23 protein-coding genes are annotated in these 26,405 nt (G+C 74.6%); 15 read left to right on the forward strand and 8 right to left on the reverse strand.

Going from position 1 to position 26,405, the window contains the following annotated elements:
* The first annotated feature begins 73 nt into the window (after positions 1-73).
* Genes mca through FB00_RS06355 form a run of 3 tightly spaced genes read left to right on the forward strand, consistent with a single transcriptional unit; the run spans position 74 to position 2,234 of the window.
* On the forward strand, positions 74-1,015 hold the full coding sequence (gene mca, locus FB00_RS06345; RefSeq protein ID WP_047232067.1) for a mycothiol conjugate amidase Mca: 942 nt from the start codon (positions 74-76) through the stop codon (positions 1,013-1,015).
* Positions 1,012-1,425: a hypothetical protein gene (locus FB00_RS22280; RefSeq protein WP_047232068.1), complete on the forward strand. Its 414-nt coding sequence runs from the start codon at positions 1,012-1,014 to the stop codon at positions 1,423-1,425. Before mca ends, FB00_RS22280 begins: the two co-directional genes overlap by 4 nt.
* 2 nt (positions 1,426-1,427) lie before the next feature.
* A complete protein-coding gene (locus tag FB00_RS06355; RefSeq protein ID WP_082141058.1) occupies positions 1,428-2,234 on the forward strand; it encodes a carbon-nitrogen hydrolase family protein in 807 nt (268 codons plus the stop codon).
* Between the two features lie 13 nt (positions 2,235-2,247).
* Here FB00_RS06355 and trhA read toward each other — a convergent pair whose 3' ends face one another.
* On the reverse strand, positions 2,248-2,991 hold the full coding sequence (gene trhA / locus FB00_RS06360; RefSeq protein ID WP_047232069.1) for a PAQR family membrane homeostasis protein TrhA: 744 nt from the start codon (positions 2,989-2,991) through the stop codon (positions 2,248-2,250).
* A gap of 294 nt (positions 2,992-3,285) precedes the next feature.
* Between trhA and FB00_RS06365 the strand changes: the two genes are divergently transcribed.
* From FB00_RS06365 to FB00_RS06375, 3 genes are all read left to right on the forward strand, one after another.
* Positions 3,286-4,047, forward strand: a complete 762-nt coding sequence (locus tag FB00_RS06365) for an isoprenyl transferase (protein WP_047232070.1) — start codon at positions 3,286-3,288, stop codon at positions 4,045-4,047.
* A 60-nt stretch (positions 4,048-4,107) separates the two neighbouring features.
* Positions 4,108-4,638 (forward strand): MarR family winged helix-turn-helix transcriptional regulator, encoded by a 531-nt coding sequence (locus tag FB00_RS06370; RefSeq protein WP_052877496.1) that lies wholly within the window; start codon positions 4,108-4,110, stop codon positions 4,636-4,638.
* A 77-nt stretch (positions 4,639-4,715) separates the two neighbouring features.
* The gene (locus FB00_RS06375; protein WP_082141059.1) at positions 4,716-5,918 is read left to right on the forward strand and encodes a glycerate kinase; all 1,203 of its coding nucleotides are present in this window, start codon (positions 4,716-4,718) and stop codon (positions 5,916-5,918) included.
* A gap of 45 nt (positions 5,919-5,963) precedes the next feature.
* Here the strand turns inward: FB00_RS06375 and FB00_RS06380 are convergent, their stop codons facing one another.
* Complete coding sequence (locus tag FB00_RS06380; RefSeq protein ID WP_047232071.1) at positions 5,964-7,175, reverse strand: AAA family ATPase; 1,212 nt, start codon at positions 7,173-7,175, stop codon at positions 5,964-5,966.
* Positions 7,176-7,385: 210 nt separating this feature from the next.
* Here FB00_RS06380 and FB00_RS06385 point away from each other — a divergent pair, with 210 nt between their 5' ends.
* Positions 7,386-8,045 (forward strand): manganese efflux pump MntP family protein, encoded by a 660-nt coding sequence (locus tag FB00_RS06385; protein WP_047232072.1) that lies wholly within the window; start codon positions 7,386-7,388, stop codon positions 8,043-8,045.
* Positions 8,046-8,129: 84 nt separating this feature from the next.
* On the opposite strand, the gene FB00_RS06390 is transcribed toward FB00_RS06385, so the two are convergent.
* The 4 genes from FB00_RS06390 to FB00_RS06405 are packed head-to-tail and all read right to left on the reverse strand — an operon-like array spanning position 8,130 to position 13,447.
* Entirely contained in the window at positions 8,130-8,537 is a 408-nt protein-coding gene (locus tag FB00_RS06390) for a RidA family protein (protein ID WP_047232073.1), read from the reverse strand.
* A 53-nt stretch (positions 8,538-8,590) separates the two neighbouring features.
* The gene (locus FB00_RS06395; RefSeq protein ID WP_047232074.1) at positions 8,591-9,955 is read right to left on the reverse strand and encodes an alanine racemase; all 1,365 of its coding nucleotides are present in this window, start codon (positions 9,953-9,955) and stop codon (positions 8,591-8,593) included.
* Positions 9,956-10,001: 46 nt separating this feature from the next.
* Complete coding sequence (locus FB00_RS06400; protein ID WP_047232075.1) at positions 10,002-11,672, reverse strand: N-acyl-D-amino-acid deacylase family protein; 1,671 nt, start codon at positions 11,670-11,672, stop codon at positions 10,002-10,004.
* Positions 11,669-13,447 carry a beta-N-acetylhexosaminidase gene (locus tag FB00_RS06405; RefSeq protein WP_231581742.1) on the reverse strand — a complete coding sequence of 593 codons (1,779 nt, stop codon included), beginning with the start codon at positions 13,445-13,447 and terminating at the stop codon, positions 11,669-11,671. Before FB00_RS06405 ends, FB00_RS06400 begins: the two co-directional genes overlap by 4 nt.
* Before the next feature lie 256 nt (positions 13,448-13,703).
* Between FB00_RS06405 and FB00_RS06410 the strand changes: the two genes are divergently transcribed.
* The 5 genes from FB00_RS06410 to FB00_RS06430 all read left to right on the forward strand — a co-directional run bounded on the left by FB00_RS06410 (position 13,704) and on the right by FB00_RS06430 (position 20,595).
* The gene (locus FB00_RS06410; protein ID WP_047232076.1) at positions 13,704-14,735 is read left to right on the forward strand and encodes a LacI family DNA-binding transcriptional regulator; all 1,032 of its coding nucleotides are present in this window, start codon (positions 13,704-13,706) and stop codon (positions 14,733-14,735) included.
* A 462-nt stretch (positions 14,736-15,197) separates the two neighbouring features.
* Positions 15,198-16,892, forward strand: a complete 1,695-nt coding sequence (locus tag FB00_RS06415) for a glycoside hydrolase family 13 protein (RefSeq protein WP_172820010.1) — start codon at positions 15,198-15,200, stop codon at positions 16,890-16,892.
* 117 nt (positions 16,893-17,009) lie between these two features.
* Positions 17,010-18,410, forward strand: a complete 1,401-nt coding sequence (locus FB00_RS06420; RefSeq protein ID WP_047232078.1) for an ABC transporter substrate-binding protein — start codon at positions 17,010-17,012, stop codon at positions 18,408-18,410.
* A gap of 161 nt (positions 18,411-18,571) precedes the next feature.
* Complete coding sequence (locus FB00_RS06425; protein WP_172820007.1) at positions 18,572-19,537, forward strand: carbohydrate ABC transporter permease; 966 nt, start codon at positions 18,572-18,574, stop codon at positions 19,535-19,537.
* Positions 19,534-20,595 (forward strand): carbohydrate ABC transporter permease, encoded by a 1,062-nt coding sequence (locus FB00_RS06430; protein WP_082141061.1) that lies wholly within the window; start codon positions 19,534-19,536, stop codon positions 20,593-20,595. The genes FB00_RS06425 and FB00_RS06430 overlap by 4 nt, the downstream gene beginning before the upstream one ends.
* 89 nt (positions 20,596-20,684) lie before the next feature.
* On the opposite strand, the gene FB00_RS06435 is transcribed toward FB00_RS06430, so the two are convergent.
* Positions 20,685-21,977, reverse strand: coding sequence for an alkaline phosphatase (locus FB00_RS06435; RefSeq protein ID WP_052877498.1), 1,293 nt, complete (start codon positions 21,975-21,977; stop codon positions 20,685-20,687).
* 164 nt (positions 21,978-22,141) lie between these two features.
* Positions 22,142-23,185, reverse strand: a complete 1,044-nt coding sequence (locus FB00_RS06440) for a DUF2804 domain-containing protein (protein ID WP_047232080.1) — start codon at positions 23,183-23,185, stop codon at positions 22,142-22,144.
* Between the two features lie 204 nt (positions 23,186-23,389).
* Here FB00_RS06440 and FB00_RS06445 point away from each other — a divergent pair, with 204 nt between their 5' ends.
* The 3 genes from FB00_RS06445 to FB00_RS06455 all read left to right on the forward strand — a co-directional run bounded on the left by FB00_RS06445 (position 23,390) and on the right by FB00_RS06455 (position 26,355).
* Positions 23,390-24,610 carry a ferrochelatase gene (locus FB00_RS06445; RefSeq protein ID WP_082141081.1) on the forward strand — a complete coding sequence of 407 codons (1,221 nt, stop codon included), beginning with the start codon at positions 23,390-23,392 and terminating at the stop codon, positions 24,608-24,610.
* 28 nt (positions 24,611-24,638) lie between these two features.
* The gene (gene hemQ, locus FB00_RS06450) at positions 24,639-25,373 is read left to right on the forward strand and encodes a hydrogen peroxide-dependent heme synthase (RefSeq protein ID WP_047232081.1); all 735 of its coding nucleotides are present in this window, start codon (positions 24,639-24,641) and stop codon (positions 25,371-25,373) included.
* 151 nt (positions 25,374-25,524) lie between these two features.
* A complete protein-coding gene (locus tag FB00_RS06455) occupies positions 25,525-26,355 on the forward strand; it encodes a tryptophan-rich sensory protein (RefSeq protein WP_047232082.1) in 831 nt (276 codons plus the stop codon).
* The last annotated feature ends 50 nt before the right edge of the window (positions 26,356-26,405 follow it).

A 26,405-nucleotide genomic window follows, 5' to 3' on the forward strand; every position in this document is an offset into this window, starting at 1 on the left:
GCCCGGGCGCTCGTCGTGCACCCACGACAGGTCCGGCCGTGCGAGGAGACGTACGACGTACCCGGGAGGACCAGTGGCCGAACCCGCGGCCGGATCGACCACCCACCGCGAGCAGCCGGAGACGCTCCGTCTGCTGGCCGTGCACGCCCACCCCGACGACGAGTCGAGCAAGGGCGCCGCGACGGCCGCCCGCTACGCGGCCGAGGGCGTCGACGTGCTCGTCGCGACGTGCACGGGCGGTGAGCGCGGCGACATCCTCAACCCGAGCTTCGGCGAGGGGCCCGACGGCATCGAGGGCATGCGCGCCCTGCGCCGTGTCGAGATGGCGTCCGCGGCGCGCGCGCTCGGGGTCCGCCAGCAGTGGCTCGGGTTCGTCGACTCGGGGCTCCCGGAGGGCGACCCGCTGCCCCCGCTGCCGGAGGGCTCGTTCGGCCTGGTCCCGCTCGAGGAGGCGGCCGCGCCGCTCGTCGAGCTCGTGCGCGAGTTCCGGCCCCACGTCGTGACGACGTACGACCCGTCGGGTGGCTACCCCCACCCCGACCACGTCATGTGCCACCGCGTCGCGTTCGAGGCGTTCCACGCCGCGGGCGACCCCGACCGCTACCGCCGCGAGGGCGGCGCGGCCCCGTGGGCGCCGCTCAAGCTGTACTACAACCACGACTTCTCGATGAACCGCATCCGCACGCTGCACGAGGCGATGCAGGGTGCCGGCCTGGAGTCGCCGTTCGGCGACTGGGTCGAGTCGCGGTCCGCGCGGGAGATCCCCGAGCGCGAGGTCACGACGCGTGTGCACGTCGCGCGCTACTACGCGCAGCGCGACGCGGCGCTCATCGCGCACGCCTCGCAGATCGACCCCGACGGCTTCTTCTTCGCGATCCCGCGCGACCTCGAGGTCGACGTGTGGCCGTTCGAGGAGTTCGAGCTCGCCGAGTCGCGCGTCCCCACGCAGCTGCCCGAGGACGACCTCTTCGCGGGCGTCCGCGAGCTCGTCGCGAGCGAGGGGGCGGCCTCGTGACCACGACGACGTCCCTCGTGGACTCCCTGGCGGCGACCGGTGCGGGCGGCCCGGGCTGGGCGGCCGACGTCGTGGCCGAGACCGCGACGCCGAGCCCCTCGGACGACCCCCTGCGCGAGGACCTCGACCCGAACGACGTGTCGCCGGGCCTCGTCGGCTTCCTCGCGATCTTCGCGGTGGCCCTCGCGACCGTCGGCCTCTTCTTCGCGCTGTCCCGCCAGCTCCGGCGCATGCGGCACAACGCCGAGGTGCAGGGCATCGGCGCGGACGGACCGTTGGAGCCGGGCGACGGCGACGGTGGCGCGACCTCCGACGGAGAGTCCCCCAGCGGCGCGACGGGCGACGACAGGGCACCCGACGGCGGCGCGCCCGGCGGGGCGCCCGGCGGCGGTCCCGCGCGGCAGGGCTGACCGTGGCCACCGGGGCGCGGGTCACCATCGGCCAGCTCGAGGTGTCGGCCGACCACGCGGCCAACCTCGTCACGGTCGGCGCCGCGTTCCGGGAGGCGGCGCGCGTGCGCGCGGACCTGCTCGTGCTCCCCGAGTACGCGGCCGGATTCGACCCGCGAGGTACGGGCGTCGAGCACGCCGAGCCGCTCGACGGGCCGTTCGTGACGACCCTGTGCCGGCTCGCGCGCGAGCACGGGGTCGCCGCGATCGCGGGCACCCTCGTGCCCGGCAGCGCAGCCGGACGTGCGGTCAACGTCGTGGTCGCCGTCGACGCGTCCGGCGAGCTCGTGGGCACGTACCGCAAGGTCCACCTCTACGACGCGTTCGGGCACCGCGAGTCGGACCGGCTCGACGCCGGCGACCCGGCGGCGCCCCCGCTGGTCCTGCGCCTCGGTGACCTGTCCTTCGGCGTCATGACGTGCTACGACCTGCGGTTCCCCGAGAGTGCGCGGCGGCTCGTCGACGCCGGTGCGGACGTGCTGGTCGTGCCCGCGGCGTGGGCGGCGGGCGACCTCAAGGCGGACCAGTGGCGCACCCTCGCCCGGGCGCGGGCGATCGAGAACACCGCCGTCGTGCTCGCGGTCGGCCAGGCGGGCAAGGGCGTGACCGGCCGCTCGGTCCTCGTGGGCCCGGACGGCCAGGTGGGTCTCGAGCTCGGCGAGGGCGCCGAGCTGCGCAGCGCCGACCTCGATCCCGCGGCCCTGGCGAGCGTGCGCGAGCGCAACCCGTCGCTCGCCAACCGCCGCTACGCCGTCGTCCCTCGGGACTGAGCCCGCGGCGCGCTCAGCGCGCCGCGACCGCCGCCAGCATGATCGCGACGTAGTGGCACGTGAAGCCGACGACGGTGAGCACGTGGAAGATCTCGTGGAAGCCGAACCAGCGGGGGCTGGGGTTCGGCTTCTTGATGCCGTAGACGACGGCGCCGAGCGTGTAGGCGAGGCCGCCCGCGGCGACGAGCCAGACGATCGCCGGCCCGTTCGTCGTGGTCCAGAACTGCGGCATGTAGCCGACGGCGACCCAGCCGAGCGCTACGTAGATGGGCACGTAGACCCAGCGCGGGGCGTCGAGCCACAGGATCCGGGCGAGGAGGCCGAGGACGGCTCCGCCCCACACGATCGCGAGGAGGATCGTCGCGGTCCGCTGGGGGAGCAGGAGCACCGCGAGGGGCGTGTAGGTGCCGGCGATGATGAGGAAGATGTTGGAGTGGTCGGCGCGGCGGAGGACCCCGGCGACGCGCGGCGACCACGTGCCGCGGTGGTAGACCGCGCTCGTGCCGAAGAGCAGGCACGCGCTGAGCCCGAAGATCGCGCACGACACCTTGCCCGCGACCGGCGGCGCGACGACGACGAGGACGATGCTCGCGACGAGGACGAAGGGGAACGTCCCGGCGTGGATCCACCCGCGCAGGCGGGGCTTGACCGCCTCGGCGACCTTCTCGACGGCGTCGCCCACGCTCTCGCGGACGCTCTCCAGGGCGCCCGCGTCGGGTGCGCTCGGGGTGCGGTCGCGGTCGGTCGGTCGGTCCACGGCGTCTCCTCGGGGTCGGGCCGGATCGGGCGCGGTCAGGGTCGTGCTCGGTCTGACGGGGCCGGCGTGCGGTGCCGTCCCGGTCAACCTACGCCATCGTAGGTTACGGCAGCGTAGGTAGATGACCGCGGACGGCGCCGCGGTGTGAAGATCCTGGGCAGGGGCGTGGGCGGCCGCCGCCGCCCTGCCGTCCGAGCGATGCGGAGCGGTAGCGTGTGCGGGTTCGGCCCGCTCGTCCCGAAAAGGACCAGCCCGCCGGGCGACACCCCGTCCTTCCACCGTCGAGGAACCGTCGTGCGCCTGCCCCGCCCTGTCTACGGACTCTACGAGCGTCGCCTCGCCGCGACCCTCTCGCACGAGAGCGTGCCGCGCCACGTGGGCGTCATCCTCGACGGCAACCGGCGCTGGGCGCGTTCGTTCGGTGAGTCGACGGCGACCGGCCACCGCCGCGGTGCGGACAAGATCGCGGAGTTCCTCGGCTGGAGCGAGGACCAGGGCGTCGAGGTCGTCACGCTGTGGATGCTCTCGACCGACAACCTCTCGCGCTCGCAGGAGGAGCTCTCCGCGCTGCTCGACATCATCGAGGACGCGGTGCGCGACCTCGCCGACTCGGGCCGCTGGCGCCTGCGGGTCATGGGCCGGCTCGACCTGCTCCCCGAGCGCCTCACGGCCGCGCTGCGCGAGGCGCAGCAGCGCACGGCCTCCGTGGACGGGCTCCAGGTGAACGTGGCCATCGGGTACGGCGGCCGGCACGAGATCGCCGACGCGGTGCGGTCCTACCTCCGCGAGCAGGCGGCCGCCGGCGCGCGGCTCCAGGACCTCGCGGAGAACCTCGACGTCGAGCACATCGAGGAGCACCTGTACACCAAGGGCCAGCCGGACCCGGAGCTCGTCATCCGCACGTCGGGCGAGCAGCGCCTCGGCGGGTTCCTGCTCTGGCAGAGCGCGCACTCCGAGTTCTACTTCTGCGAGGCCTACTGGCCCGACTTCCGGCGCGTCGACTACCTGCGCGCGCTGCGCGCGTACTCCCAGCGCGAGCGCCGGCTCGGCCGCTGATCCCGTCGCTCAGCCGATAAGGTCGATGCGAACGCATCGATCGAGCCGTCCGGGGGTGTCATGGCCGAGCAGGGCTACCGCGACGACGGGCCCGTGACCGCACCCGGCCACGCGAGCCCGCGCCTCGCGGTCGAGACGTGGGAGTCGCTCTTCCGGGCGCAGGTGACCATCATGCGCCGGCTCCAGTCGGACCCCGTCTGGGACGGCCTGACCCTGCGCGAGTACGACGTGCTCTTCTCGCTCACCAAGGGCCCCGACGAGGGCATGCGCCTGCGCGACCTCAACGTCTACATCCTGCTCAGCCAGCCCTCGCTGAGCCGCATGGTGGACCGGCTGGCGACGCGCGGCCTCGTCGAGCGGACGTCCGCGCCCGACGACGCACGCGGCACGCTCGTCCGGCTCACCCCGGCGGGTCGGGACCTCCAGCGAGCGACCGGCCGCGCGCACGCCCGGGCCATCGCGACCTACGTGGGCGGGGCGCTCGACGACGACGAGCTCGCGACGCTCGGCGCGCTCCTCGAGCGGCTGCGCGCGGCGCAGTCCACGATCCCGGACGCGGTGGACCCCCGGGCGGACGGGCGGCGACCCTGACCGCTGTGGCGGGGAACACGTCCGGTCCGTCCGTTCCCGGGCGGACCAGGACGGGTCCGGCTGCCTAGGATGCGAGCGTGTCCTCAACGCCGAGCACCACCCCGACCGGTCCCGCCCAGCCGCGCCCCGACGGCCCGCTGCGCGTCGTCGTCGCGCCCGACTCGTTCAAGGGCAGCCTGAGCGCCGCGGACGTCGCGCACGCCGTCGCCGCCGGGATCCGCAGCGTCGTCCCCGACGCCGAGGTCGTCGAGCTCCCCATGGCCGACGGCGGCGAGGGGACGCTCGAGGCGCTCCTCGCGGTGTGGGGCGTGCCGGCGCGCGAGGTCGCGACGGTCGACGCGATCGGGCGCCCGCGCACCGCGCGGTACGGGGTCTCGGCCGACGGGCGCCTGGGCGTCGTAGAGCTCGCGGAGGCGAGCGGTCTGCCGCAGGTGAGCGACGTCGCGCTCCAGCCCCTGCACGCGCACACCCTCGGCACCGGCGCGGCGGCCGCGGCCGTGCTCGACGCGGGCGTGGAGGAGGTGATCGTGTGCCTCGGCGGGTCGGCCTCGACCGACGGCGGCTCGGGGATCCTCACCGGTCTCGGCGCGCGGCTCCTGGACGCCACCGGCGCGCAGGTGCCCGACGGCGGGGAGGGGCTCGCGCGCGTCGCGCGCCTGGACCTGTCCGGGCTGCACCCGCGCGCCCGCGACGTGCGCTGGCGCCTCGCGGTCGACGTGACCAACCCCCTGCACGGCGAGCGGGGCGCCGCCCACGTGTTCGGCCCGCAGAAGGGTGCCCAGGAGGCCGACGTGGCGTTCCTCGACGACGCGCTGCGCCGCTGGGCGGGCGTGCTCGCCGAGGAGGCCGGGTTCGACGTGTCCGAGCTCGCGGGCGCCGGGGCCGCGGGCGGCGTGCCCGCGGCGATGGTCGGCGTCCTCGGAGCCGAGCTGGAGCCCGGCGCACGCCTCGTCGCCGAGGCCGTCGGGCTGCCGGACGCGATCCGTCGCGCGGACCTGGTCGTCACGGGCGAGGGGTCGTTCGACTCGCAGTCGGTCAACGGGAAGGTCGCCGACGCGATGGGCGCGCTCGCCGCCGAGGCGCCGCACCGTCCGCCGGTCGTCGTGCTCGCGGGGCGCGTCCTGCTGCCGGCGCACCAGGCGCGCGACGCCGGCATCGCCGCCGCGTTCAGCATCGCTCCCGGCCCCATCGAGCTCGACGAGCTCCTCGACCGGACTGCTTCCCGGCTGACCGACCTCGCCGCGACGGTCACGAGCCTCCACGTCGCCTCGCGGCGCTGACCGCCCCCGAGGCGGGCTCGAGCCCGGACGCCCGCGCCGCCGGTGTCACCGCCGGGGCCAGGTCCAGGGCGGCTGGTCGAGCAGGCCCTCACGCCCGGCGACGGTCGTCTCGCCGAACGGCGAGCGGACGAGCTCGACCTCGAGGAGGTCGTCGGGACCCGGCAGGTCGGCCGCTCCCGACGCCGTCGCGTCCCGCAGCGCTGCGACGAGCGGCGCCGCGTGGGTCACCACGACGACCTGCGTCTCCCGGGCCGCGGCGTGCACGAGCGCGCCGAGCGCGGGCAGCAGGTCGGGGTGCAGGCTCGTCTCGGGCTCGTTGAGCACGAGGAGCGCGGGCGGGCGCGGCGAGAGCAGCGCGGCCACGAGGAACAGGTACCGCAGCGTGCCGTCGCTGAGCTCGGCGCCGGTGAGCGGTCGCAGCAGGCCGTGCTGGTGGAGGGCGAGCTCGAACCGTCCGTCGTCGGCCTGGACCGCGAGGCGGCTGCCGGGGAACGCGCGCGCGACGGCGTCGTCGAGCTCGTCGCCGCGGCCGAGGTCGCGCACGGTCTCGAGGGCGGCGGCGAGGTCCGCGCCGTCGTGCGCGAGGACGGGCGTGCGGGTGCCGACCTGCGGCGCGCGCGCCGGGGCGCCGGCGTCGGTGCGGAGCTGGTCGTAGAACCGCCACGAGCGCAGGGTCTCCCGCACCGCGACGACCTCCGGCGCGCCCACCGGGTCGACGAGCTCGGTGAGCACGCTGTCGAACGACCGGAGCCGGGCGGGGGAGGAGACCCAGCGCCCGGCGTCGTCCCGCACGCGGACGGCGGGCCCGCGCCGCTCGACCTGGAGCGTCGCGGGTCGCGGGGCCGGTCCGGACCAGATCGTCTCGACCTTGATCTCGGGGTCGAGTCCGAACGCCGAGCCGGGGTGCTGCGGCAGCCCGAGGTCGACGGCGTAGCCGAGGTCGCCCGGGGCCGCGCCCGCGAACCCCAGCCGCAGCGCGACGGGCGCGGTCCGCCGGGTGCCCTGCACCGGTCCGCCGTCGCGCAGCGCGCGGCTGCCGCCCTGCTCCGGCCCGGCCCACAGGGTCGAGCGCAGCCCGCCCTCGCGTGCGACCGCCCCCACCGCGCCCCCGAGAGCGCACTCCGCGAGCAGGCGCAGCGCGCGGTACAGGCTCGACTTCCCGGTCCCGTTGGCCCCGGTCACGACCGTGAGCCGGTCGAGCGGCAGCACGAGGCTGCGCAGGGAGCGGTACCCCTCCACGGCGATCGTCGCGAGCATCGTCACCTCCGCCGCGCACGCTACGCGTCGCCTCCCACGCGGGCGCGGCCGGTGCCGCGGACGCCCGCACCCGAGGTTGCGGACGTCCGTATCCAGGAATGCGGGAAAGCGTGTCCAGGAATGCCGGGAACCACGTCCGGAAATGCCGAGACCAGCGTCACCACGACGCCCCTGGACGCATTCCTTCGGCGCTTTCTAGGCTGCTTTCCCGTGGGAATTCTCGAGCTCGTGGTGGTCGCCGTCGCGCTCGCGGCGGACGCGTTCGCCGTGGCGCTCGCGCAGGGCACCCGGATGCGGCGCCCGACGTGGCGGGAGACCGCGCGCGTCGCGGTCCTCTTCGGCCTCTTCCAGGCCCTCATGCCGCTCGCGGGCTGGGCGCTGTCCACGTGGTTCGCCGACGCCGTCTCCGGCGTCGCGCCGTGGATCGCCTGCGGGATGCTCGCGTTCGTGGGCGCGCACATGGTCAAGGAGGGCCTCCAGGACGAGGCCGAGCACGCCGTCGAGCATGTGGAGGGACCGGCGGGGGACCAGGCCGCGGCCGCGGACGGCGGTGCGTCTGGCGCGCCGGCGGCCGTCGCGACGCTCGCGCCGCCCGCCACCCGGCGACCCCGGGTGGCCTACCGAGTGCTGCTCCCGCTGGCGATCGCGACCTCGATCGATGCCGCGGCGTCGGGCGTCACGTTCGCGGTGCTCGGCGTCCCGATCCTTCCCGCCGTCGCGCTCGTGGGCGTCGTGACGCTCGTGCTGTCCGGCCTCGGGGTGCGCCTCGGCGCGCGTGCGGGCGAGCGCCTGGGCCGCTGGGCGACGGTCGCGGGCGGCGCCGTTCTCGTGCTGCTCGGCCTGCGCATCCTGCTCGCGCACCTGCTCTGACCCGCCGACCGGCCGTGGGCGTGAGACGGGCCCGGTTCTCGACCGAGAACCGGGCCCGTCTCACGCCCACAGCGCGGGGCGGGATCAGTCGGTGATGGCGAAGGCGTCGATCTCGACGAGCATCTCCTCGCGCGGCAGGCCCGTGAACACCGTGGTGCGGCTGGGGAGCACGCCGTTCGTGGTGTGCTGCGCGACGAACGCGCCGTACGCGTCGTTCATGATCGGGAAGTCCTCGCGCTTGGTGAGGTAGACGCGCAGCATGACGACGTCGTCGAACGTCGCGCCGGACGCCTCGACGATCGCCCGCACGTTCTCGAGCGTGCGCGTGGTCTGCGCGGCGACGTCACCCGGGTAGAGGTACTCGTTCGTCGCGGGGTCGACGGGGCCCTGGCCCGAGACCTGGACGAACGGGCCCTTGCGCACGCCCTGGTGGAACGTGTGCGCGGGGGCCGGGGCGTCGGGGGTCGAGATCGCGGTCTTCTCGCTGGTCATGGTGTCCTCTCGGTTCTACGGGGTCGCGGGGTGGAGGTGGTCACGGGCGATGGTCAGAGATCGATGGTCGCGAGGTCCACGACCTCGTCGCCGCGCACGACGGCGGCGACGCGCCAGCGGTCGAACGTCGTGCAGGGGTGGGAGATGCCGAAGCCGACGACGTCGCCCGGGCGCACCTGGGCGGTCGCGGGACCGGTGACCTGGCCGGCACCCGCGTCGAGGGCGAGGTAGAGGTGCTGGTCGTTGAGCGCGGTGACGCGCGTCCCGGCGAGCTCGCGCGCGGGCAGCCAGCCGTCGTCGGACTGCGAGCGCAGCCAGAGCGCGACGGGCAGGTCGATGTCGAACGACACGTCGCGGCGCCCGATGCCGCAGATCGCGAGGCCCGGCTCCGGGACGGACAGCACCTGGCCCCAGACCGTCGCGGCGCCCCGGAGCGGCTCCGCGCCGGGGATGCGGCTCCACGGGTCGGTGCGCGAGTAGAAGCCGTGGTCGTGCGTGACGTACGCACCCGAGCGCACGACGACGCGGACCTCGGCCTCGACTCCGTCGCCGGCCGCGACGGGTCCGGGCAGCTCGGCCAGCACGACGTCGAGGAACGAGCTGCCGCCCGCGGACAGCACGAGCGGCTCGTCGACGCCCGCGAGGCCCTCGCGGAGGAACGCGGCGCCGAGGTCGCGCAGGCCGTCGCACCACGCGGCGACGGCGGCGAGCTCGTCGTCGGTCGTGCCGCCCGCGACCGAGCCCTCGTACCCCGTGACGCCGAGCAGCCGCAGGCCGGACGCGCGGACCGCGCGCGCGAGGTCGAGCGCCGCGGCGGTGCTGCGCACGCCCGTGCGCCCGCCCGGGACGCCGAGCTCGACGAGCACGCCGAGGCGCGCCCGGACCGCGGCAGGCGCGTCGGCGAGACCGCGCGCGAGCAGGTCGACGCCGTGCGGCGAGTCCACGCACAGCCACACCTCGTCGGGGGCCCCGTCGACGACGCTCGACAGGTCGTCGCGCAGCCCCGCGATCTCCCGCGGGTCGAGCAGCTCGTTCGCGAGCAGCACGCGCGGCACGCCCCAGTCGCGCACCGTCCGGAGCTGCGCCGGTGTCGCGACGGTCGCGCCCCACGCGCCCGCGGCAGCCTGCCGCGCGTAGAGGGCGCGCGACATGGTGGTCTTCACGTGCGGCGCGTGCTCGACGCCGCGCTCCGCGCACACGCGCGCCACGACGCCGACGTTGTGGTCGAGCGTCGCGTCGTCGAGCGCGAGCAGCGGCCAGGAGAACGCGGCGTCCGTGAGGCGCGGCGAGCCCGCGAGCACGTCCGCGACGGTCGCCGAGGCGCCGAGCCGCAACCCCTTGGTCCGGGGCCCGACGACGTCGCCCGCCCAGGGTCGGTCGGGTGCGGGACGCGCGACGTCGTCCGTCGTGCCGGTCATGTGGTCCTCCTCGGGAGTGGGGCTCTCGTGCTGGACGGCTCGCGGCTCACGTCGCCGGCGCGCCCGGGCGCAGCGGTCGGCCCGGGAAGGCGTCGGTGAGCGAGCCGTCGCGCAGGACGGGCACGCCCGCCACGAGCACGTCGGCGACGCCGGACGCCGGGCGGCGCGGGTCCTCGTACGTCGCCTCGTCGCGCACCCGGTCGGGGTCGACGAGCGCGAGGTCCGCGACCGCGCCCGGCGCGACCACGCCGCGCCCGGCGAGCGCGAACCGCGCGGCGGGTCGCGTCGACAGGTGCGTGACGGCGTCGTGCCACGTCCAGTCCCCGAGCGTACGCACGTGCTCGGCGAGGAAGCGCGCGAAGGCGCCCCACCCGCGCGGGTGCGGCCGGCCACCACCTCCGACGGGCGCGTAGATCGCGTCGGACCCGCCGACGTGCGCGCGGTGGCGCAGCAGGGCGCGCACGGACTCGGGCGAGTTGGTCGGGGGCTGGGCGAACACGCACGAGGCGCGCAGGCGCGTCGCGACGAGCAGGTGCACCGCGGCCTGGGCGGGCGTCAGGGTCAGGCGGGCGGCGACGTCGGGCAGGGTCATGCCCTCCGCCCAGGAGAGGTCGTCGGCGGGCTCGCCGGCCGGTGCGCCTGCCGATGCCCCGGTGGGGACCGCGGCCATCGTCACCCGGGGCCACAGGTCGGCCAGGGTGGGGAAGTGCTCGCGGTGCAGGCGGTCGAGGACGGCCGGGTCGGTCAGCGCGGCCACGGTCGCGTCGACGTCCGCGATGGGCAGCCAGGTCGGAAGGGACACCATCGACAGGATCGAGCAGCCGCGCAGGTACGGGTAGGAGTCGAACGTGACGTCCAGGCCCTGGGCGTGGGCGTCGTCGACGTAGCCCAGCAGCTCCGCGGCCGGGCCGTGGTAGTGCGAGACGTGCGTCGCGACGCCCGACGCGCGCGCGACGCGCACGAGCTCGGCGAACGCGGGGCCGGCCTTGTCCTCGTAGCCGCGCATGTGCGACACGTGGGGGACCCCGCGCGCCGCGAGGATGCTCGTGAGGGCGACGAGCTCGGCCTCGTCGGCGTACGTCGCCGGGACGTACTCCAGGCCGGTCGACATGCCGAGGGCGCCGTCGTCGAGCGCGGCGGTGAGCAGCGCGCGCATGCGGTCGGTCTCGGCGGGCGTCGCGGTGCGGGCCGCCGCGCCCAGGACCGCGTACCGGATCGTGCCGTGCGGGGCGAGGTAGCCGACGTTCACGCGCGTCGTGCGGTCGTAGGTCGCGAGCAGGTCTGCGACCGACCCGCCGCGGAACGTGGGGTGCTCGCCGTTGATCGCGGCGAAGTACCCGCTCGCCCAGGTCGCCGCGTCGTGCAGGCCCGACGCCGTCTCGTCGCCCGCGGTGCGCTGCTCACCCGGGGTGGGCGAGGGCGCGTAGGACACGCCGTCCTGCCCGACGACGACGCTCGTCACCCCCTGGCGCAGCATCGCGAGCTGCACGTCCTCGTCGAGCACCGCGGCCTCGCCGTGCACGTGCGCGTCCACGAACCCCGGCAGCAGCAGACGCCCGTCGGCCTCGACCAACGCCACGTCGTCGGGCAGCGCTCCGGTCCCTGCCGCGGGGTCGACGCTCTCGACCCGGCCCCCGCGGACCGTCACGTCCACGGGAGAGGAGGCACCGCCGTCGGGCCCGACGAGCCGGGCGCCACGGACCACGAGCGCGCTCATGCGGGGCCGCCCTCGTCCTCGTCGCGCCCCTCGACCCAGCCGCCCACGCCGCGCAGGCCGCCCGCGGCGAGCTCGGCCGCGCGGTCCCGCGGCCAGCCTGCGACGCCGGGCCGGGTCTGCCAGGGGTGCGGGCCGTCGAGCGGCCGGTACTCGACCCCGTACGCGTCGAGGCGCGGCAGGTGGTGCGTCACCAGGCGCTCGCGGAACGCGCGCGACGCGGGCGAACCGGGGGAGCGGTCGGCCTCGGGCGACCACATGACCTCCGCGAACGCCGCGAGGCGCGGGAACGCGGCGTAGTCGACGCGGCGCGCGGAGTCGAGGTGCTCGGACCACAGCTCCGCCTGGCCGCCGAGGAGCGCGCCGGTGCGGCCCGCACCGGGCCCGCCCGTGCCCGTGCCCGGGTCGGTGTCCGTGCCCGTGAGCCCCGCCGGCAGCGGCTCGAACGCGTACACGTCGTCGACCGTGCTGAGGAACCCGACGGGGACCGGCTCGTCCGGGGCGTCGCCGCCGCGGTGGTCGAGGTAGACGACCTGCTCCGGCGCCATGACGACGTCGTGCCCGGCGGCGAGCGCGTCCGCCCCGACGGCCCAGCCGCGCCACGACGTCACGACCACGTCGCGCGGGAGCGCGGGGCCGAACGCCTCGTCCCACACGACCGCGCGGCGCCCGCGCGACGCGACGTGCTCCGCGAGCCGGGCGAGGAACCAGCCGTGCAGCCCGCCGACGTCGTCGAGCCCGAGCGCCTCCGCGCGCGCCACGATCGCCGGGTTCTCGCGCCACAGCGTCGTCGGCACCTCGTCGCCGCCGATCGCCACGAACGGCGCGTCGAACACGTCGAGCACCTCGTCGAGCACGTGCCGGAAGAACGTCAGCGACTCCTCGGACGGGTCGAGCACCTCGGTGCTCACGCCCCACGTCGTACGCACCTCGTGCGGCTGCTTGCGCGTGCCGAGCTCGGGGTACGCCGCCACGGCGGCCTCGACGTGACCCGGCGCGTCGATCTCCGGCACGACCGTCACCCCGCGCTCGCGCGCGTACGCGACGATCTCGCGCAGGTCGTCCTGCGTGTAGAAGCCGCCGTGGGGGCGGCCGTCGAAGACTCCGGCGCGCCACGTGCCGACGCCCGACTCACGCCGCCACGCCCCGACCTCGGTGAGCCGGGGGTAGCGCGCGATCTCCATGCGCCAGCCTTGGTCGTCCGTGAGGTGGAGCTGCAGCACGTTGAGCCGGTGCGCCGCCGCGAGGTCGACGAAGCGCAGCACGTCGGCCGTGGGCAGGAAGTGGCGCGCGACGTCGAGCAGCACGCCGCGCCACGGGAACCGGGGGTGGTCCGTGATCGTGACGTGCGGGAGGACCAGCGTCGGGGTGGCGGAGGCGTCGGCCGGGGCGCGGCGGAACGCGGCCGGGCCGGCGAGCTGACGGAGCGTCTGCGCGGCGGCGTGCGCGCCGTCGAGGTCGCCGGCGTCCACGCGGGCGCCGGTGGCGTCCACCGTGAGGCGGTAGCCCGACGCCGGGAGGTCGCCGTCGAGCGCGAACGTCACCGTGGTGCGGGGTTCCGAGGCGCCGGCCGGCACGAGGTCGAGGCCGAAGGCGTCCTCGGTCACGCGGCGCCACCAGCGCGCGGCGGCACGCAGCGCCGGGTCGGCCACGACCCGCGCCCCGTCGACGACGGCGGTCGTGCCCCCGCCGGGCGTCAGCGCCGCAGGAGCAGGGACGATCCCGAACGGGTCCGTCGTGGACGCGGGATGGGGCGCGGGCACCTTTTGGAAGGACACCGAACGAGCCTAGCCGCTACCGCCGCCGACTCCCCACCCCCACCCGAGCCGGGCTATCCCCTCCCCGCCTCGAACCCGCTCCGGCCCGCGCCGAGAACGACATGGCGGTCGGTATGAGCGCCAGAACGACCCTCATGTCGTGTTCGGCAGAACCGTGCCGCGGGCGCGGACATGCGCGATCCTCCTTGACGCAAGCATGCGTTCGGGCGCCTCGGAATCACGCAAGCGGCTTGCAGCGCGGCGTATAGTCGGCGGCATGTCGAGACGTCTGGCGGAGGTCGCCACCAAGGTCGGTGTCAGCGAGGCCACGGTGAGCCGCGTGCTCAACGGGAAGCCGGGGGTGTCGCAGGCGACGCGCGACGCGGTGCTCACCGCGCTCGACGTGCTCGGCTACGAGCGGCCCACCAAGCTGCGCGGCGAGCGCGGTCGCCTCGTCGGGCTCGTGCTCCCCGAGCTCGTCAACCCGATCTTCCCGGCGTTCGCCGAGGTCATCGGCGGCGCGCTCGCGCAGCAGGGCTTCACCCCGGTGCTGTGCACACGGACCGCCGGAGGCGTCACGGAGGCCGAGTACATCGACCTCCTCCTGGGTCAGCACGTGTCCGGCGTGATCTTCGCGGGCGGCTTCTACGCCGAGCGCCTGGCCGACCACGCGCACTTCCGCCGCCTCGAGAAGCTCGGGCTGCCGGTCGTGCTCATGAACGCCTCGATCGAGGACCTCGACTTCCCGCGCGTCTCGTGCGACGACCTCGTCGCGATGAACCAGGCGCTCGGCCACGTGCTCTCGCTCGGCCACGAGAAGGTCGGCCTGCTGCTCGGGCCGGCGGACCACGTGCCGTCCGAGCGCAAGCTCGCCGCGGCGCAGGCGTTCGCCGAGCGGCAGGGGCACGTGCTCGACCCGTCGCTCGTCGTGCACAGCCAGTACTCGCTCGAGAGCGGGCAGGCCGCCGCGAACCGGCTGCTCGAGGCCGGCGCGACGGCGATCGTGTGCGCGAGCGACCCGCTCGCCCTGGGCGCCGTCCGCGCGGTGCGGCGCGCGGGTCTCGACGTCCCGACGGACGTCTCCGTCGTCGGCTACGACGACTCGAACCTCATGAACTCCACCGACCCGGCGCTGACCACGGTCCGCCAGCCCATCGAGCCCATGGGCCGGGCCGCGGTCGACCTGCTCGCGAGCATGATCGCGGGCGCCGACGTCTCGCGCGACGAGCTCCTGTTCGAGCCCGAGCTCGTCGTGCGCGGCTCGACCGCGGCGGCGCACACCGCCGGGCGCGAGGCCACCGCCTCCTAGCCCGCACTCCGCTCCTCCAGGGCCCCGGCCCGGCCGCTCGCGCGCGCCGGACCGGGGCCCTCGTCGTCGTGCCCTCCCGCGGTCGCCGAACCCGGGGTCGTCGGCACGGCGGGGGTCGAGCCCGCCGACATCCCCGGGCTCGGCGCGGTCGGGGTCCGTCGGGCGCAAGGTGGCGTAGGTCTCCCGACGTCGAGAGATAGCGTTTCGATAACGGCGCTGTCAGGTTCTTGCGCGCATCCTGTCGTCTAGTTACAGTCTTCCACGACGGCGCGGTCGGCACCCGGTGCACGACGGCCGTCCCGGGCGCCCCACCCGGTCGGAACGAACGCAGTGCGCAGCAGCAGGCGAGACACGGCCCCGGCACGTGCAGCCCACGAACTCACGGAAGAGGACGCGGTGAGCAACGATCACCCCCGAGTCGCCGACGGCGAACCCACCCCCGACGCGACCCTCGCGCAGGCGGTGCGGGAGCCGGCGGCGGCGTCGCCCGACTGGTGGCGCAGCGCCGTGATCTACCAGGTGTACGTGCGCAGCTTCGCGGACGGCAACGGCGACGGCACGGGCGACCTCGCGGGCGTGCGCCAGCACCTCACCTATCTCCGCGACCTCGGGGTCGACGCGATCTGGTTCACCCCCTGGTACGTGTCCCCGCTCGCGGACGGCGGCTACGACGTCGCGGACTACCGCGCGATCGACCCGCAGTTCGGCACGCTGGCCGAGGCGGAGCGCCTCATCGCGGAGGCCCGCGAGCTCGGGATCCGCACGATCATCGACGTCGTCCCCAACCACGTCTCGTCCGAGCACGAGTGGTTCAAGGCGGCCCTCGCGGCCGGCCCCGGGTCGCCCGAGCGCGAGCGCTTCTGGTTCCACCCGGGCAAGGGCGACGACGGCTCCGAGATCCCGACGCGCTGGGTCTCCGAGTTCCAGGGCAGCACGTGGACGCGCACGACGAACCCCGACGGCACGCCCGGCGAGTGGTACCTGCACGTGTTCGCGCCCGAGCAGCCGGACCTCAACTGGAACCACCCCGACGTGCGTCGGGAGCACGAGGACATCCTGCGGTTCTGGTTCGACCGCGGCGCCGCGGGCATCCGCATCGACTCGGCGGCCCAGCTCGTCAAGGACCCGGCGCTGCCCGAGGTCCCGGCCCACCCCGGCCCGGGCGAGCACCCGCACGTCGACCGCGACGAGCTCCACGACATCTACCGCGGCTGGCGCGCCGTCGCGGACTCCTACGAGGAGCCCCGCGTGCTCGTGGGCGAGGTGTGGCTCGCGGACCGTGCCCGGTTCGCCCAGTACCTGCGCCCGGACGAGATGCACACGGCGTTCAACTTCGACTTCATGGCGCGCCCGTGGGACGCGAAGGCGCTGCGCGAGTCGGTCCAGACGACGCTCGACGCGCACGCCCCGGTCGCGGCGCCCGCGACGTGGGTGCTCTCGAACCACGACGTGACGCGTCCCGTGACGCGGTACGGGCGCGAGGACAGCTCGTTCGCGTTCGCGACCAAGCGCTTCGGCACGCCGACGGACCTGGAGACGGGCCGCCGTCGGGCCCGCGCCGCGGCGCTGCTCTCGGCGGCGCTGCCGGGGTCGCTCTACCTCTACCAGGGCGACGAGCTCGGCCTGCCCGAGGTCGAGGACCTGCCGCTCGACGCGATCCAGGACCCCATGCACTTCCGCTCCGAGGGCGTCGACCCCGGTCGCGACGGCTGCCGCGTCCCCCTCCCGTGGACGCGCGGCGGCACGAGCAACGGGTTCGGGCCCGACGGCGGCGCGCAGCCCTGGCTGCCCCAGCCCGCGGGCTGGGGCGAGGTGTCCGTCGAGGCGCAGGCCGACGACGAGACGTCGATGCTCGCGCTCTACCGCCGCGTGCTCGCGACGCGGCGCGCGGAGCCCGCGCTGCACGGCGAGGCGTTCCGCTGGCTCGACTCCCTCGATGGGGTCGCGCTCGGAGACGACGTGCTCGCGTTCGTCCGCGAGGACACCCGCGGCGACGACGACCGCGCGGTCACGTGCGTCGTCAACCTCGGGACCGAGGACGTGCCGCTGCCCGCGGACGCGGAGGTCCTCCTCCACAGCGGCACCCCGCACGGGGCGGACGCGTCGGAGCCACCGACGCGCCTCGCCCCCGACACCGCGGTCTGGCTGCGCGCCTGACGGCGCGCACGAGCCGTCAGGCCTGACCGCCACAGACCCCGGGCCGCGAGCCGGTCGGCCCGGACACCCAGCACCCACCCAGCACACACCCAGCACCACCGGAACACAGGAGTGACGATGAAGTCCACACGTCAGGCGATCGCCTTCACCCTCGCGGGGGCGCTCGCGATCAGCACGCTCGCCGCGTGCTCGAGCGGCGGCTCGGGCAGCGACGACGAGAGCAGCGGCTCGGACGGCGACGGGAAGGTCACCCTCAAGGTGGTCTCCCTCCTCCCGGGCTCCGAGCAGGAGGCGATCGACGCCTTCAACGCCCAGGTCGAGGAGTTCGAGACCGCGAACCCCGACATCGACATCGTGCCGGAGGAGTACGAGTGGAAGGCGACGACGTTCGCCCCCCAGCTCGCCGGCGGCACGCTGCCCGACGTCTTCGAGATCCCGTTCACCGACGCGAAGACGCTCGTCGAGAACGGCCAGCTCGCGGACCTCGACGAGCAGTTCCGCACCCTGCCCTACGCCGACAAGTTCAACCCGGCCATCATCGAGGCCGGGACGGGCGCCGACGGCCACGTCTACGCGATCCCCGCGAAGAACGTGTACGGCGTGGGCCTGCACTACAACCGTGCGCTGTTCGAGTCCGCCGGGCTCGACCCCGACCAGCCGCCGACCACGTGGGACGAGGTCCGCGAGGACGCGAAGAAGATCGCGGACGCGAACCCCGGCGTGGCGGGCTACATGCAGATGTCGCAGAACAACACGGGCGGCTGGCAGCTCACGGTCAACACGTTCGCGCGCGGCGGCCGCACGCAGGAGGTCGCGGACGACGGCACGGCCACCTCGACGCTGACCAACGACGGCACCAAGGAAGCGCTCGAGTGGCTCAAGGCCATGCGCTGGGAGGACAACTCCCTCGGGAGCAACTTCCTCCTCGACTGGGGCACGATGAACCAGGCGTTCGCCGCCGGCCAGGTCGCGATGTACACGTCGGGCTCCGACGTCTTCACGTCGCTCGTCCAGACGAACGCGATCGACCCCTCCACCTACGGTCTCGCGGCGCTCCCGCTCGAGGGCGACGACGCGGGCGTCCTCACCGGCGGCACGCTCGCCGCGATGCCGGCGAACGTGGACGAGTCGAAGAAGGAGGCCGCGATCAAGTGGATCGACTTCTTCTACCTCGGGAAGCTCGTCGACGAGAAGCGCGCCGTCGCCGACGCCGAGACGCTCGTCGCGAACGACCAGCCCGTGGGCACCCCGGTCCTGCCGATGTTCTCCCAGGAGCAGTACGAGCAGAACCAGGAGTGGATCAAGGACTACATCAACGTCCCGCTCGACCAGATGACGAGCTACACGGACACGATGTTCGACCTGCCGCTCGTCGGTGAGCCGTCGCAGAAGACGCAGGAGATCTACGCCCTGCTCGACCCGGTCGTCCAGGCCGTCCTGACGGACGAGAACGCCGACGTGGACGCGCTGCTGGAGCAGGCGAACACCGAGGCGCAGGCCCTGCTCGACCAGGGCTGACGCCCCGCGGTCGCGCGGCCCGCACCGGGCCGCGCGACCCGCAGACCCGGGTCGGCCGGCAGCGCCCCCTCGCCGGCCGACCCGTACCCCGCCGGTGCCCGACGGCGCGACGCACCTCGCGTCGTCGGGCACCTCCCCACCGCACCGAAGGACGTTCGCCCGTGACCGCCACCACCGCCCCGCCGCGACGGGGACCCGCCTCCCACGCGCGGGCCGACCGCGACGGCCGACGCCGCAGCCCCGTGACGTGGTTCCGTGGCGGCGGCCTGAGCAACCTCGTCTTCCTGCTGCCGCTCATCCTGATCTTCGGCGTCTTCTCGTGGTTCCCCATCGTGCGCGCGGTGATCATGAGCTTCCAGGAGACGAACCTCGTGAGCGACCCGACGTTCGTCGGGCTCGACAACTTCCGCCAGGTGCTGAACGACCCGCTCCTGTGGAAGGCCGTGAAGAACACGCTGTACTTCGCGTTCCTCGCCCTGCTGTTCGGGTACCCGATCCCGCTGGTCGCGGCCGTGCTGATGCGCGAGGTCCGCCGGGCACGCGGGCTGTACTCCGCGCTCGCCTACCTCCCGGTCGTCGTGCCGCCGGTCGTCGCCGTGCTGCTGTGGAAGTTCTTCTACAACGGCAGCCCGACCGGTGTGTTCAACACGATCCTCGGCTGGGTCGGCCTCGGCCCGTACCCGTGGCTCCAGGACGCCTCGACGGCGATGCCCTCGCTCGTGCTCGCCGCCACGTGGGCCGGCGCGGGCGGGACGATCATCATCTACCTCGCCGCCCTGACGAGCGTGCCGCCCGAGCTCTACGACGCCTCCGAGGTGGACGGCGCGGGGCTGTGGCGCAAGATCTGGCACGTGACGCTCCCGGCGCTGCGCGGCGTCCTGTTCATCACGCTGATCCTCCAGGTGATCGGCACGGCGCAGGTCTTCCTCGAGCCCTACCTGTTCACGGGCGGCGGGCCGAACAACGCGACGCTGACGATCCTGCTGCTCATCTACCGCTACGCCTTCCAGAACAGCCTCGGCGGCGACTACGGGGCGGCGACCGCGCTGTCGATCATGCTCGCGGCCGTCCTCGCCGTCTTCTCGATCCTCTACTTCCGGCTCACCCGGTCCTGGAGCACGTCATGACTCTCTCGCCCACCGACAACCCGAGCGAGATCGGCGTCGTCTCGCAGGACTCCGCGGCCGCGACGGACGCCGTCGACGACCCGGACGGCACGTCCCGCCGCGCCGCCGCGGCGAGCCGCTCCCGGCGCGAGTCCGACCGCCGCAGGGTGCGCGCTCGCCGTCGCAAGGCGCTCGACGGCGTCGAGGACCGCGGCGCGCTCTCCGAGGCCGACTGGCGCCGCCCGTCGATCCGGTGGGGGATGGGCACCACGCACGTCCTGCTGCTCGTGATCCTCGTCGTCGCGGGGCTCGGCCCGATGCTGCTGCTCGCGAAGTACGCGGTCACGCCGACGCAGGACATCCTGCGCACGCCGATGGCGATCTTCCCGAACGGCATCGCGTGGGACAACCTCGACAAGGCGTGGAACGACGTCCAGGTCAGCCGGTACTTCCTCAACACGATCTGGCTCGCGGTCGGGTCGTGGGCGTCCCAGATCCTCGTCGCGACGACGGGCGGCTACGCGCTGTCCGTCCTGCGGCCCCGGTACGGGAAGGTCGTGCAGGCGCTCGTCCTGTCGACCATGTTCGTCCCGGCGATCGTCCTGCTCGTCCCGCTGTACCTGACGATCCTCGACCCGCCGCTGCTGGGCCGGTCGCTCATCAACAGCTTCTGGGCCGTGTGGCTGCCGGCGGGCGCGAGCGCGTTCAACGTGCTGCTCGTCCAGCGGTTCTTCGACAGCCTCCCGCGCGAGGTGTTCGAGGCCGCGCGCATGGACGGCGCCGGGCCGTACCGGCTGTTCTGGTCGGTCGTCCTGCCGATGTCCAAGCCGATCATCGGCGTCGTCTCGGTGTTCGCGGTCATCGCGGCCTGGAAGGACTTCCTCTGGCCGCTGCTCGTCCTCAAGGACCCCGCGATCCAGCCGCTGTCCGTGCGCCTGCCGTCGATCGAGGCGTCGACCGACCTCGGCGTGTTCCTCGCGGCGCTCGCGATCTCCACGCTCATCCCGGTCGCGCTGTTCCTGGTGTTCCAGCGCATGTTCCTCCAGGGCGCCGGCCTCGGAGGAGCGGTCAAGGGCTGACCCCCGGTACGTCGCCGAACACGACTTTGGTGTCGTTATCCCGCGGATAACGACACCAAAGTCGTTCTCGACCGCGCGCGCGGTCGTGCTCAGCCGCGGCCGCGGGGCTGCATCGCGCGCAGGACGGCGTCGTGGACGTCGGTGTTGCGCTGCGCGCCGGCGAGCCGCTCGGCGCCCGGCCCCTGCGCGGTGATCGGCGTGGCCTCGCCGGTGTGGCCGCCCGTGGTCCAGTCGACCGTGAACTGGAGGTCCGACCCCGCGAGGTCGAACGGGCCGTCCTCGGTCGTGGCGCCCTCGCCGCTCTCGTCCTCGGGGTCGACGTTCTCGATCGCCAGCCCGCCCGTGGCGTGGTCGCCCACGACGAGCACGAGCGTGCCCCGGTTCTTCTTCGCGAAGTCGAGCGCGAGCGCGACGGTCTCGTCGAGCGCCTGGCCGGCCTGGATCGTGCGCGTCGCGTTGCTGCGGTGCGCGAACTCGTCGACCGCCTCCTCCTCGACGAGCAGGAAGAACCCGTCGCGGTCGCGCGACAGCACGTCGAGCGCCTTGGCCGTCATGTCGACGAGCGGCACCTCCGGCTCGTACAGGTCGCCCTCGCCCTCGTTGCGCTGCTCGAACATCTCCTCGTTGGCGAACAGGCCGAGCAGCTTGCGACCGCGCGCGTCCGCGAGCCCCTCGGCGTCGCTCACGTACGTGTAGCCGAGGTCCTGTGCGCGCTCGACGAGGTTCCCCTCGGTCCCCTTGCTCTGCTCGGTCGGGTCCTTCGCAGGGTTGTCCTCCCACGCGCCCGGGTCTCCCGCCGGGTACCACCAGTCCTCGCCGCCGCCGAGGACGACGTCGGGCCGCGAGCTCTCCAGGAACTGGCGCGCGATCTCGCTCTGGTCGCCGCGGTCGGGCACGTGCGCCCCGAACGCCGCGGGGGTCGCGTCCGTGACCTGCGCCGTCGTGACGAGCCCGGTGGCCTTGCCCGCGCCCCGGGCCGCCTCGAGGAGGGTCGGGACCGGGTTGCCGTCGACGTCCACGCCGACCGCCCCGTTGTAGGTCCGCACCCCGGACGCGAACGCGGTCGCGCCCGCGGCGGAGTCGGTAACCGCCTCCTCGGGGTCTGCCGAGTCCGTGGTGGTCCAGCCGGCGTGCTCGAGCGAGTCCATCGCGAGCTGCCCGTCCTTGCCGACCGTCGCGAGCCGGATGAGCTCGCGGTGCGACAGGCCGAGCCCGTCGCCCTGGATGAAGATGACGTTGCGGGCGCGGTCGTTCCCGTTCCCGTGGCCCTGACCCTGGCCGCCGCCGCGCTCGCTCCCGCCGAACGGCAGGAGCATCACGAGCGCCGCGGCCGCCGCGACCCCCGTGGTCCCTGCCCGGAGCTGTCCTCGTCGTGACTGCATGAGCCTCCCCTTCCCACCGGCGTCGCTGCCGGTGCCGGCACGGCCGCGGAGGGGACGGTGTCGCCGTCGCGCGCGGGCCGCGCCCGGCGGCGTCGGTGCCGCCGGATCGTCCCCACGCTAGGCAGGGCCCGGGCACTGGCAAGCGGAGCGGGGGCGCGGCGCGCTCACCAGCGGTTGTGGACCTCCTCGGCCCAGCCGACGAGGCCGTCGAACCGCACGGGCCCGATCGCAGCGGCGCCCGACCGGCCGTCGTCGGGCGGGGCGAACGTGCCCGACCAGGTCCCGAAGCACTGGTCGGTCGACGACGACACGATGCCGAGGTGCGTGCGCGTCACCTTGGTGTGGAAGGGCTCGAACGTCGCGTCGAGACCGCCGCCGGTGACGCGCCACGGCCGGTCCGGGTCCGCGAGGTCGTAGTCCCACACGATCTCGTCGGGCAGGTGGTGGATCCGGCCGTCCACATGGACGGCGTTCTCGGTCGAGCCCGTGCCGACGGTCCAGCGTCCGCCCACCTGGATCCCGACGACTCGCCCGTGGCTCGCGCCCGAGCCCGCGCCCCAGTTCCAGCGCACGTCGTACGGCCAGCGGCCGCGCCCGTGGTCGAGCACGGCCCACGACGACCCGGCGGGCACCTCGACCGTCCGGCCGTCGACCCACAGCGTGCCGTGCGCCGGGCGCGCGACGTCCTTGACCGTGTACTGGAAGCGGGTGTCGCTCCACGGCACGACGACCGCGAGCCGCTCGTGCCCGGGCGGCAGCTCGGCGACCATGTCGAACGAGACGTCGCGGGTCCGCGCGCGCAGGCGCGTCCCGCCGTCGACCTCGTCGAGGTCGATCGCGAGGTTCGTCGCCCGGGCGCGCGCGGGTCCGTCCCCGAGCGACCCGGGCAGCTCGACGCCGCGCGCCGGCACGACGGTCGCGGCCTCGCCCCACGTGCGGCCCGTCTCCCGGTCCAGGACCCACACCTCGTGCACCGCGGCGTAGTCGAGCGAGGACACGGTGAGGGCGAGGACGTGCGTCGGGGTGACGACGCCCCAGTACTCCCAGCGCTTGTTCCGGCCACGGTGACGGCTCCAGCGGCCGCGGCCGTCCCGTGCCACGCCGGACGTGTCGACGAGCGGTTGCCGCGCCCAGCCGACCGACCGGCGGTCGAGGCTCCCGTCGGGCAGGGTGAGCGCGACGCGCTCGGTGATCTCCGGGAGCGGCACTGCTCCACCTCCACGTGGTCCGGCTCGGGCGGCTCTGCGGGGCGGGCGACGGCGCCCGGTGCCCGGCCCGAGGAGCGAGCGAGCCCGAGTCTAGGGGCCGCGGGAAGCCGCCCGGACGAGGTGACACTCTGTCCCGTCAATGTCACGTCCTCCCGGTCGGCTTCCCGGCGGGCGGGGCCCGGAGCAGGTGCCATGATCGGGAGCATGCCCCCGTTCTCCCCCCAGGACGTCGCTGCCGACACGGGCCGGGCCGCTGAGCCCGTCGCCGCCCCCGCGAGCGCCGTCGACCCCGGTCCCACCCCTGACCTGCGCCCCTACGACGCGCTCCTGCTGTACTCGTTCGGCGGGCCCAACAAGCCCGAGGACGTCGTGCCGTTCCTGCGCAACGTCACCGCGGGCAAGGGCATCCCCGACGCGCGCCTCGAGGAGGTCGGCGAGCACTACTACGGCTTCGGCGGCAAGAGCCCCATCAACGAGCAGAACCTCGCGCTCAAGGCCGCGCTCGAGGCCGAGCTCGCGCGCCGCGGCGTCGAGCTGCCCGTCGTGTGGGGCAACCGCAACTGGGAGCCGTACACGACCGACGCGATCGACGAGCTCGAGGCGCTGGGCGCGAAGAACGCCGTCGCGCTCGTGACGTCCGCGTACTCGTCGTACTCGGGCTGCCGCCAGTACCGCGAGGACCTCGCGGTCGTCCTCGACGGGCGCGGCCAGCTCGGTCCCGACGGCTCGACGGGCGTGCAGTTCGACAAGGTGCGCTCCTACTTCAACCACCCGGGCTTCGCGCAGGCGAACGTCGACGCGGTGCTCGACGGCTACGCGGCGCTCGCGGACAAGGGCGGCGACGGCGCGGCTGCGCGGCTCGTGTTCGTCACGCACTCCATCCCGGACACGATGGAGGCGGCGTCGCGCGTCTCGCACGCGACGTACTCGGAGCAGCACCTCGACCTCGCGCGCGTGATCGTCGCCGAGGTGTCGGCGCGCCTGGGTCACGACGTCGCGTGGGACCTCGCGTACTGCTCGCGCTCCGGCCCGCCGAGCCAGCCGTGGCTCGAGCCCGACGTCAACGACCACCTGGAGGCCCTCGCGCAGGACGGCGTCCGCGACGTCGTGCTCTCGCCGATCGGCTTCGTGTCGGACCACATGGAGGTCGCGTACGACCTGGACACCGAGGCGATGGAGACCGCGACGGGGCTCGGGATGACCGCGGTCCGCGCGGGCACCGTGAGCACGCGCGAGCCGTTCGTGCGCGGCCTCGTGGACCTGCTCGTCGAGCGCGCGGCCCTCGCGCGCGGCGAGGACGTCACCGAGGCCACCGTCGGCAGCCTGCCCGCCTTCCGCTCGGTGTGCGCGCCCGGCTGCTGCCTGCGTCGCGACGGGGAGCCGAGCGGCGTCCCCGCGCTGTGCAGCACGGACGTCCACAGCTGAGCCCCGTACCGATCAGGGAGGAACCCCGATGAACGACGCCGCGCGCGTCCCCGCGGACCACGAGCAGATCAACACCACCATCCGCTACGCGATGTGGTCCGTCTTCGCGACGGCGGCGCCCCTGCCCGCCGACGCGGACGAGCGCGCGGGCCTCGTGGCCGACGCGCTGACCGCCGTCGGCGGGGGCGACGACCCGGCCGCGACGGACGGCGACCTCGTCGTCCGTGGCTGGTACGACGTCGCGGGCCTGCGCTCGGACGCCGACCTCATGGTGTGGTGGCACGGCCCGACGGTCGAGTCCGTGCAGGGCGCCTACCAGCGCCTGCGCGCGAGCGGCCTCGGGGCGCACCTGGAGCCCGTGTGGTCGAACGCGGCGCTGCACCGCCCTGCCGAGTTCAACCGGGGCCACGTGCCGGCGTTCCTCGCGGGCGAGGCGCCGCGCGACTACCTGTCCGTCTACCCGTTCGTGCGGTCGTACGACTGGTACCTGCTGCCCGACGCCGAGCGCCGCACCATGCTGCGCGACCACGGGCTCGCGGCGAAGGACTACCCGGACGTGCGCGCCAACACGGTCGCGTCGTTCGCGCTCGGCGACTACGAGTGGATCCTCGCGTTCGAGGCCGACGAGCTGCACCGCATCGTCGACCTCATGCGCGAGCTGCGCGCGACCGAGGCGCGCCGCCACGTGCGCGAGGAGGTCCCGTTCTTCACGGGCCCGCGCACGACGCTCACCGCCTGGGCGGACCGCCAGCCCTTGTCCTGACCCGGCCCCGCGCCGAACACGATCCTGGTGTCGTTATCCGTCGGATCACGACACCAGAGTCGTTCTCGGCAGCGAGCAGCGTCGTTCTCGGCGGCGGGGGAGCGTCGGCGCCCGAGATGCTCAGCATGCTGAGTGATGTCACGCTGGAGGCATGACCACAGCAGCCGTCCCGGCGGGCGCCGTCCGCGACCCCGTTCCCTCCGATCGGGTCCGCCAGGTCGTCGTCCTCGTCGGCTCGCTCGTCGCGGCCGGTGCCGCGGCCTACGGCGCGGGCGCGTTCGGCGGCACCGCCGTCGAGCAGACCGCCGGGGGCGCGCTGTCCTCGACCGCGACTCCCGTCGCGCCCGACAACCCGGCGTTCCGCATCTGGTCCGTGATCTACCTCGGCCTCTTCGTCTTCGCCGTCTACCAGGTGCTGCCCCGGCACGCCGCGAGCCCGCGCCTGCGGGTGACCGCGTGGTGGGTCCTCGTCTCCATGGTCCTCAACGCCGCGTGGATCGGCGTCGTCCAGGCCGGGTGGATCCCGCTGAGCGTCGTCGTCATCGCGGCGCTGCTCGCCGTCAACGCCGTGGTCGTGGTGCGGCTCGTGCGCCGGCGGCCCGAGTCGACCGCGCAGGCCGTCGTGCTCGACGGGACCATGGGCCTCTACACCGGCTGGGTGAGCGTCGCGACGCTCGCGAACGTCGCCGCGGCGTTCGCGGACGCGGGCGTCGGCGAGCTCGGCCTCGGCGCGACGGGCTGGTCCGTCGTGCTCGTCGTGGCGGCCGCGGCGCTGTCCGTCGCGTGGGCGGCGTTCGCCGCCGGACGCCGGGCGGTCGCCCTCGGCATCGGCCTCGCGATGTCGTGGGGTCTCGCGTGGATCGCCGTCGGGCGGTTCCAGGGCGAGCTCGTGGACACCACCGTGGCCTGGGCGGCCGTCGGCGCGTCCGCGGTCGCGCTCGTCGCGGCGGTCGTCGCCGCGACCCGCCCGGCGCGCGCCTGATCACCCGCCGAGCACGCGGTCCGCGACCGGGTCGAGCCCAGGACGGCCGC

The sequence above is a fragment of the Cellulosimicrobium funkei genome, from assembly GCF_001019615.1.
Lineage (GTDB): Bacteria > Actinomycetota > Actinomycetes > Actinomycetales > Cellulomonadaceae > Cellulosimicrobium > Cellulosimicrobium cellulans_E.